Genomic DNA, 8,482 nt, shown 5'->3' with positions numbered 1-8,482 from the left:
GCATCGGGCGAAGCTACCCGTGACGATCAGTACCGCCGACTGTACGCCGACAATGCATCGCGGCTGCATCCGCTGGGCATCGTCAAAATGATGATCAATGCCTCTGCCAGTCACATCAGCATGGCTCATGGCATTACCGGCCCGACCTTCGTGGTGGCCAGCGCTTGCGCTTCGTCGAACCACGCCTTCGCGCAAGCCGCGATGATGATCCGCGCGGGCCTGGTCGATGCCGCCGTTGCCGGCGGCACAGAGGCCTGCATCACGCTAGGTACCCTGCGCGCGTGGGAAGCCATGCGCGTACTCGCCCCCGAATGCCGCCCCTTCAGCGCCGGCCGTCGCGGTATCGTGCTCGGCGAAGGCGCAGCCATGTTCGTGCTCGAAACGCTCGAGCATGCCCAGGCACGCGGCGCCATCATCCTGGCAGAACTGGCCGGTGCCGGCATGAGCTCGGACGCTGGCGACATCGCCGCCCCTTCCGCCGACGGTGCCGCCGCTGCCATGCGTGCGGCCTTGCGCGATGGCGAACTGGTCGCGGAGGAAATCGGCTATGTCAACGCGCACGGTACCGGCACACAGGCCAACGACAGTACCGAGACGCGCGCGTTGCACCAGGTATTCGGCGCACACGCACGCAAACTGGCGGTGTCGTCGACCAAGCCGATGCATGGGCATGCACTGGGAGCGGCTGGCGCATTCGAATTGATCGCTGCCATCGGCGCGTTGCGCGAGGGCGTGATTCCGCCGACCCTCAATTACCAGGAACCCGATCCGGTATGCGACCTGGATTATGTACCGAATGTGGCACGTGAGCAGACCGTCACCGCGGCGATCAGCAATTCGTTCGCGTTTGGCGGATTGAATGCGGTCGTGGCGCTGAAGCGCTGGACTGCCTGAAACCGTTCAGCGCGAAGTCGGCGTCTTGGCGCCGGCTTCACCTTACAGACGCGTAAAGCCCCAGGACTGCATCTTCCCGTCCTTGTAGGGCATGACGCCGTGGAACGGGCGCGGATCCTCGTCGAACACCAGCGGCAGAAAATGCCGGTCGCCATCCCACATTGGCAGATCCATCAGGCGCTCCCGCTCGACCCACTCCAATGTGCCTTCCGGATTACGTTCGAACGGCACGCCGTCGAATTCGTCGATCAGGAAAATAAAGCCCAGCCAGTCCTCGCCTTGCTTGCCGAAGCCAGGCCAGTTCAAGGTGCCGCGCAAACGCATCGAGTGGCACGCGATGCCGGCTTCTTCCAGAATCTCGCGCCGCATGCACGCAGCGATATCTTCACCCGGCTCCATCTTGCCACCCAAGCCGTTGTACTTGCCCAGGTGCAAATCGTCGGGCCGGCTGTTGCGGTGAATCATCAGCACCCGGCGGCGATCCGCCGACAACACATAACCGAGGGTAGCGACAATAGGGGTGTAGGGCATGGCGGCAGCCGTACGGAAAACCCGAAGTTTAGCTCGGCCGGGGCCGATACTGCAGGCTGACGATACAGGGCGGACTTGCGCCGGCCATGGCACCCCGGCGACCATCGGATCATGCCGCCCTTTACCCTCCGCCTCCCATGGTTGCTCTCGCCGCTGCTGCTGCTCGGCTTGCTGGCCGGCTGCGCACGCAAGGCACAAGCCGTAGACAGCAACGACGTGGTCTTCGATAGCCAGAGCTTCCGAATCGTCAGCATCGACATTGCGCGCGAACCACTGATGCTGTACTGGAAGAACCCCGACGACGGCGAGCCGTTCGGCACCATCGAAAATCTGCGCCAGTGGGGCATGGCGAAGAGTCGAAAGCTGATATTTGCCGCTAATGCGGGCATTTACGACCGCCAGTTCGCTCCGCTCGGTCTGTATGTGGAAAATGGCAAGACCGTCGTGCCGCTCAATCTCGCGCGCGGCAATCCGGCCGCGGGCAATTTTTCCCTGCAGCCCAACGGGGTATTCGCAATCTACCCGGACGGTCATGCCGCGGTACGCAGCAGCACCGCCTTCAAGGCCGAAGGCAAGAGCGCTCGATGGGCCACGCAATCGGGTCCGATGCTGGTCATCGATGGACAGATCAACACCCAGTTCGTCGACGATTCCTCCAGCATGAAGTGGCGCAGTGGCGTCTGCGCACGCACGCCACATGACGTGGTCTTCGCGGTCAGCCAGTCGCCGGTGAATTTCCATACCTTCGCGCGTCTGTTCCGTGACCAGCTCGGCTGCCGCGACGCCTTGTACCTCGACGGCACCATTTCACAGTTCTATCTCGACGGCGCCGGCTACACCGGCGCGCCCACTTTTATGGTCAAGCCCTATGCAGGCATTTTTGCGGTCTTCGCGTCGGATGAATGATTCCCGCCGCCAGCAGGGCCGTATTCGCTGGCTGCGCCTGCTCGTCTGGCTGGTAGCGATCCTTGTGCTGGCGACTGCGGTCATCGGCTGGGGCGCTTTATACGGCAGCCGCGCTCGCTTGAGCGGCGAACGGGACCTGGCCGGGTTGCAGGCGCCTGTAGCCTTGCTGCGCGACAACCAGGGCACGGTGACGCTGCAAGGGGAACATCGCGAGGACATCGACTACGCGCTGGGTTACGTTCATGCACAGGAGCGATTTTTTTCGATGGACCTCATGCGCCGGCTGTCAGCCGGCGAGTTGGCCGAACTGGTTGGGCCGGCCGCCGTCGATACTGACCTGAATCACCGTCGCCATCGCTTGCGGACGGTTGCCGCAGCTGCCTATGCGCAGTTGCCAGTCGAGCAGCAGCGACAATTGCAGCGCTATGCCGCCGGCGTCAATGCCGGCTTGGCCGACCTGCATATCAAACCATGGGAATACCAGTTACTGCAGACCGCGCCGCAAGCCTGGCGCCCGGAAGATACGTTCCTGGTAATCGCCGCAATGTATCTGGACCTCAACGAAGACGGCCGCAATCTGCGCGAGTTGCACATCGCGAACATGCGCGACATCCTGCCCGGACCGCTGGTGGATTTCCTGCTCGCCAAGGATCCGGACTGGGAAGCACCGCTACAGGGCGATCTTTCCCGGCCGCCAGTGATCCCGGGGCCGGACGTATTCGATCTACGCACTCCGGTACCGACAGCCTCCACAGCCGATGCCTCGGCCTTGGCCCGTGCGATCCTGCCAGCGCTCGATGACCGCCGACCGGGCAGCAACAGCTTCGCCATTGCCGGCAAGCTTAGCGATAGCGGCGCGGCCCTACTCGCCAACGACATGCATCTGGGCCTGCGCGTGCCCAATATCTGGTTCCGCGTGCGCTTGCGCTACCCCGATGCCGGCGCACCCGGCGGTCAACGCGATGCGAGCGGTGTCACCTTGCCGGGGACGCCAGCCCTGGTGGTCGGCAGCAACGGGCAAATCGCCTGGGGGTTCACCAATAGCTATGGCGACTGGCAGGACTGGTTCCAGATACGACGCGACCCGACCGATCCGACCCGCTACAAGGTGCCCGGCGGCTGGGCGACGATCGAAGCGCACGACGAAATCATCCGCATCAAAGGCGCCCCTGCGCGCACGCTACGCGTGGAGGGCACCCGCTGGGGACCGATCATGAGCGACAGCGATGGCCAAGCCACGCTGGCGCTGTCCTGGATCGGCGATATGCCACGCGCTTACAACCTCAATCTCCTTGGCCTGGAGCACGCCGGCAGCATGCGCGAGGCACTCGACCTTGCACCCACGCTGGGCATGCCACCGCAGAATCTGCTGGTGGCCGACAGCCAGGGCCACATCGGCTGGACCATCGCCAGCAACAGTATCCCGCTGCGCGAAAACATCGATCCACAAGGTTTCAATGACGGCAGCAAGGACAACACCGGCTGGACCGGCTGGGCGCCGGCGTCGAGCTATCCGCGCATCGAGGATCCCGCCGATGGACGCCTATGGACGGCAAACAACCGCACCGTCGATGGCGACGCCCTTGCCCTGCTCGGCGACGGCGGCCATGACTTAGGTGCGCGTGCGCAACAGATCCGCGACGACCTTCGCGCCCGCAGCAGCTTCTCTCCCGGTAGCATGCTCGACGTGCAACTGGATAATCGCGCGGTGTTTCTCGATCGCTGGCAGCGCTTGCTGCAGGACGCGCTGGCCGATACGCAGGATCCGCAACTGGCGCAGCTACGCCAGCTCACAGCAACGTGGACCCATCGTGCCGCACCCGAGAGCGTCGATTATCGACTGGTGCGCGCGTTCCGCGAACAGGTCTACAAGGATGTGCTCGCTCCGTTCGTGGCGCGCGTCAATGCCCGTTACAGCGGTTTTGCTTGGCCCACCTCGAACAGCTCCGAGGCTGCCGTATGGGCGCTCGTACGCGACCGCCCGATTCATCTGCTCAATCCGAAATACAGCGATTGGCACGCCTTGCTGATCGATGCCGCGAAGCACGTAACCGACGATCTAGGTAAGCAGCCCGGTGGGCTGGCTGCACGCACCTGGGGTGAGGCCAATCGCGCCGCGATCCGCCAGCCCCTGGCGCGCGTCTTGCCGGGAGCGTTGGCGCGCTGGCTCGACATGCCATCCGATCCGCTACCCGGCGACGCCAACATGCCTCGCGTGGCCGCCCCTGCCTTCGGTGCGTCCGAACGCCTGGCGGTAAGCCCAGGTCATGAGGCACAAGCCATCCTGCACATGCCCGGCGGACAAAGCGACAACCCAACTTCGCCTTACTACAGCGCCGGCCATGAGGACTGGGTCAACGGTCGCCCATCGCCACTGCTGCCTGGCCCGGATCGCTATACGTTGACGCTGCGCCCAACGCGCTAACACCGGGCTTGACGATCGTCACGGGCAGGAGGAGATTTTCCACCAAGCGCTGGAGGGTGGCCGGCGCCACGGCTCCGGCGTAGCGCCATGCTCATCGACCTGCGCCCGGCAGCCTGCAGAGGAATCTTCCAAGGAGGCAGGCAAGCATGGGTATGTTTCGCTTCACCCGTCACGTACCGGTACGCGCGCACCGCGGGCTCCATCGTTGGACACATGCGGCATTCGGCATAGCGCTGGTTTTCGCCACACATGAGTTGGCCGCGCAGGAACCGCCCGGGCTCGACAGCGCCATGATCGTCGCCAACGCCTGGCTCGCACAGGCGGACACAGATCAGCTCGAGGCCATGTGGCAAGGCAGCGGCACAATCTTGCAAAAGAACATCGGCAAAGGAGCCTGGCGCAAATACATTCTCGGCTTGCGCAGGCAATACGGTGAAGCGAAGAACAGACAATGGCTGGAGGTCGAACGGATCAGTAATCCGGGCGGCCTGCCACCGGGCGAGTACCTCAACGTCGTCTACAGCACGGCGTATGCCAACACCTCGATGCTCGAAACGGTTTCGCTAGTGCACGGGGAAGGCGGCTGGATGCCGGTGGGCCTCATCATGCGACCGCTGCAACAGGCTCCGCTTGCGCAAGCACCGGGAGCGCGCTGAACCAGCAACCTCTAGCCAACGAGCAGGCGCGCGCAAATCGCCTTGTAGAGTTCCGGCAGGCGTTCGAGGTCAGCCAGCGCTACGCATTCGTCGACCTTGTGAATCGTCGCGTTCACAGGCCCGAGTTCCACCACTTCGGCGCCCAGGGGCGCGATAAACCGTCCATCGGAAGTACCGCCTCCGGTACTTTGTTCCGGCTCGATGCCGCACAGGTCCCGGCACACAGCGGTGACTGTTTCACGCACCTTGCCGCCAGCCGGCGTCAGGAAGGGTTCGCCCGACAATTGCCAGTCGATCTGCCAATCCAATCCGTGCGCATCCAGGACAGCCTCGACGCGCCGGCGCAAATCTTCTGCACGGCTGGCGGTACCGAAGCGAAAGTTGAACAGAGCCGTCAGGGTTCCGGGAATGACATTATTGGCCCCGGTACCGGCGTGAATATTGGATATCTGGAACGAGGTCGGCGGGAAATCCGCGTTGCCGTTGTCCCAGGCTTGCCCCGCCAACTGCGCCAGTGCGGGCGCGGCCGCATGGATCGGATTGAGCGCCTTGTCTGGATAAGCCACATGCCCCTGCACGCCGCGCACTGTCAACGTGCCCGATAGGGAACCGCGACGGCCAACGCGAATCAGGTCGCCGAGCCGTTCCTTCGCCGATGGCTCGCCGACCACGCACCAGTCGATCGTCTCGCCGGTGCGGCGAAAATGTTCGGCTACTTCGCGTACGCCGTGCAGGGCCACGCCCTCTTCGTCACTGGTCAAGAGCAGACCGACCCGCCCTGCATGCTCAGGATGTTCGGTAACGAAAGCCTCCAGCGCTACGGTCATCGCCGCTACCGCGCCTTTCATGTCCGCGGTACCGCGCCCGTACAGGTAACCGTCATGCACCGTCGGCTCGAAGGGCGGCGTGTGCCAGCTCTCCTCCGGTCCGCTCGGCACAACATCGGTATGGCCGAGAAACATCAACAGCGGCCCACCCTGCCCATGCACCGCCCAAAGATTATCGACATCGTCGTAGCGCAGATGCTCGATGCGGAATCCCACGCGTTGCAAGCGCTCGGCGATCGATGGCAAGCAACCGGCATCGTCGGGCGTGACAGAACGGCGACGTATCAATTGGCAGGTCAGGTCGAATACTTCGGACATGGCAATTCAGTTCAGCGTGGGCACGAAGCAGCGGGATAGTCCGCCGCCAAGGCGATTCTTAATCAGGCAGCCCCAGGTAGGCTGCCACTTGCTCGTTCAAATGGAAAACCGGTTGAAAACCATTGGCAACCGCGGAGACTTTCGCCAGTCGGATATTCATGCCTGCGCAAACAGCTTCTTGAAGCCGTTGTCGCTGAAGCCGACGCTCACCGAACCATCTGCGAGCACGACGACCGGGCGCCGCACCAGGGCCGGATATTCCTTTAACAACAAAGTCCACTCCGGATCGCTTGCAGGGTTCTTGCGCTGCGGCAACAGATTGCGCCAAGTCGTGCCGGCCTTGTTGACCAGTTTCTCCCAACCACCCAATTGCCCGGCCCAGGCCTTGAGTTCGGCGGCGGGTACCGGATGGGCCCGGTAATCGACAAAAGTGTGCGGCACATCGAAACGCGCGAGCCAGTTGCGCGCCTTCTTGCAGGTGTCGCAATTGGGAAGGCCATAGATAACGGGGAGTGACATGGGCATCGGCAAGGAAGGACGAATTCCAATCATCATGCCATATCTGCGGCGTGCCTCCGCATACAGGCCCCGCCACGTGAGCTCGGCTACCCGCCCAAGACCTCGACGCTTCGATCCTCGGTCATCTGAAGATGAAAATCCAGGCCATTCGAAGCGCCTTATTGCGCAAATTGTGATTGGTATCGCTTCGGATGCGCGCTCGACGCCCAATAGGCCGCGTCCGATGTTTATTGACTGCCAACCTTATATTTTTAAAGAGATGCACCGTCATGTCAGACGCTTTTATTGAGGAAAGGGAATGAAGCAACGCCAACACCGCATGATCGCCAGGATTATCTCGCTGGCGAGCCTGGGCGCCATTGCCCTGCCCGCGCTGGCACAACCCGATCGGCCACGGTCGGATGCTCCGCAATATGTGGCGGTCGGCGATTCCTACGGCTCGGGTACAGGACTGTATCCTCAGTCGAACGCGACCTGCGGCCGCTACGAGGCCAATGCCCCGGCGATACTCGGTCAGCTGCAAGGCTGGTCGGTCGACGATCGCAGCTGCGCCGGAGCCACCGTGGAATTCGGCTTTTTCCGGCCCTGGTACGAACAACCGGCGCAGATGAAGGCCATCCAGTCGGAAACGCAATACGTCAGCGTGCACTTCGGCGGCAACGACACCAGCTTCTCGCGCCTCCTCTGGAACTGCGATCTACGGCAGCAGACCGAGCGTATCGAACATGGTTCGCCCTGCAAGGATTGGTACGAAGCGGGCGACTTTCCGATCCAACTCGACCTGGACGGATTACAACCATGGCTCGTCCAGGCGATGGCGAGCATTCGGCAGCGATCGCCGCATGCCAAAGTGGTATTGGTGGGCTATCCGGCGATCTTTCCCGAGGACAGCAACCAGTGCCTATGGAACAACCGGCTCGACTATGCCGGGCTGTTCACGCAAGACGACATAACCTGGTTTCGAGAACTACAGAAATCGATCAATCGGATCCTCAAGGAAACGGCCGAACAAAACGGCGCGGGATATGCCGACCTCTACGCGCATTTCCAGGGACACGACGTATGCCAGAAGAACGGACTTCGCTGGATCGCCTCGATCAATCCTACGGGTACGGTGCCGCCGGAAGGTAACGATCCATGGGCTGCCTTGCACCCCACGCGCGCAGGGCATTTCCAGGTTGCCATGGTGCTCCGTACCGCCTTCGGCGCTTTGAACTCACCTTTAAACAGGTCATCGATATGAGGCCACCGTTTTTCGACAAGCTTCTCGCGACAAGAACATCGCCGACAGCGTTGGCGGTGGCCATGATCGCGCTGGCTCCCTTGGCGGCATGGGCTACACCGGCATTCCCGATTGAAGATCCCTGGATATGGCAAGCGAGCCATATCGAACTGCGTCCGGGAGA

General features: G+C 62.6%; 8 protein-coding genes. 5 read left to right on the top strand and 3 right to left on the bottom strand.

Annotation, left to right across the window (positions count from 1 at the left end):
- Positions 1 to 894, top strand: an 894-nt coding sequence (locus VIM98_RS04870) for a beta-ketoacyl-[acyl-carrier-protein] synthase family protein (protein WP_331991971.1), incomplete at its 5' end; no start/stop codon positions are given.
- A 42-nt stretch (positions 895 to 936) separates the two neighbouring features.
- Here VIM98_RS04870 and VIM98_RS04865 read toward each other — a convergent pair.
- Complete coding sequence (locus VIM98_RS04865; RefSeq protein ID WP_331991970.1) at positions 937 to 1,425, bottom strand: 8-oxo-dGTP diphosphatase; 489 nt, start codon at positions 1,423 to 1,425, stop codon at positions 937 to 939.
- A gap of 111 nt (positions 1,426 to 1,536) precedes the next feature.
- Here VIM98_RS04865 and VIM98_RS04860 point away from each other — a divergent pair, with 111 nt between their 5' ends.
- The 3 genes from VIM98_RS04860 (at position 1,537) to VIM98_RS04850 (ending at position 5,412) form a co-directional block, all read left to right on the top strand.
- Entirely contained in the window at positions 1,537 to 2,331 is a 795-nt protein-coding gene (locus VIM98_RS04860; protein WP_331991969.1) for a phosphodiester glycosidase family protein, read from the top strand.
- On the top strand, positions 2,324 to 4,756 hold the full coding sequence (locus VIM98_RS04855; protein ID WP_331991968.1) for a penicillin acylase family protein: 2,433 nt from the start codon (positions 2,324 to 2,326) through the stop codon (positions 4,754 to 4,756). The genes VIM98_RS04860 and VIM98_RS04855 overlap by 8 nt, the downstream gene beginning before the upstream one ends.
- Before the next feature lie 146 nt (positions 4,757 to 4,902).
- Positions 4,903 to 5,412, top strand: coding sequence for a DUF4019 domain-containing protein (locus VIM98_RS04850; protein ID WP_331991967.1), 510 nt, complete (start codon positions 4,903 to 4,905; stop codon positions 5,410 to 5,412).
- An 11-nt stretch (positions 5,413 to 5,423) separates the two neighbouring features.
- Here VIM98_RS04850 and dapE read toward each other — a convergent pair whose 3' ends face one another.
- Together dapE and VIM98_RS04840 are read right to left on the bottom strand one after the other, a co-directional pair.
- Positions 5,424 to 6,557 (bottom strand): succinyl-diaminopimelate desuccinylase, encoded by a 1,134-nt coding sequence (gene dapE / locus VIM98_RS04845; protein ID WP_331991966.1) that lies wholly within the window; start codon positions 6,555 to 6,557, stop codon positions 5,424 to 5,426.
- Between the two features lie 156 nt (positions 6,558 to 6,713).
- Entirely contained in the window at positions 6,714 to 7,076 is a 363-nt protein-coding gene (locus VIM98_RS04840) for a Spx/MgsR family RNA polymerase-binding regulatory protein (RefSeq protein WP_331991965.1), read from the bottom strand.
- A 298-nt stretch (positions 7,077 to 7,374) separates the two neighbouring features.
- Between VIM98_RS04840 and VIM98_RS04835 the strand changes: the two genes are divergently transcribed.
- A complete protein-coding gene (locus VIM98_RS04835; protein ID WP_331991964.1) occupies positions 7,375 to 8,319 on the top strand; it encodes an SGNH/GDSL hydrolase family protein in 945 nt (314 codons plus the stop codon).
- The last annotated feature ends 163 nt before the right edge of the window (positions 8,320 to 8,482 follow it).

This window comes from Dyella sp., assembly GCF_036568765.1.
GTDB lineage: Bacteria > Pseudomonadota > Gammaproteobacteria > Xanthomonadales > Rhodanobacteraceae > GSA-30.
Note: the sequence above shows the minus strand (reverse complement) of the source record. Positions and strands in the feature narration are given on the sequence as shown.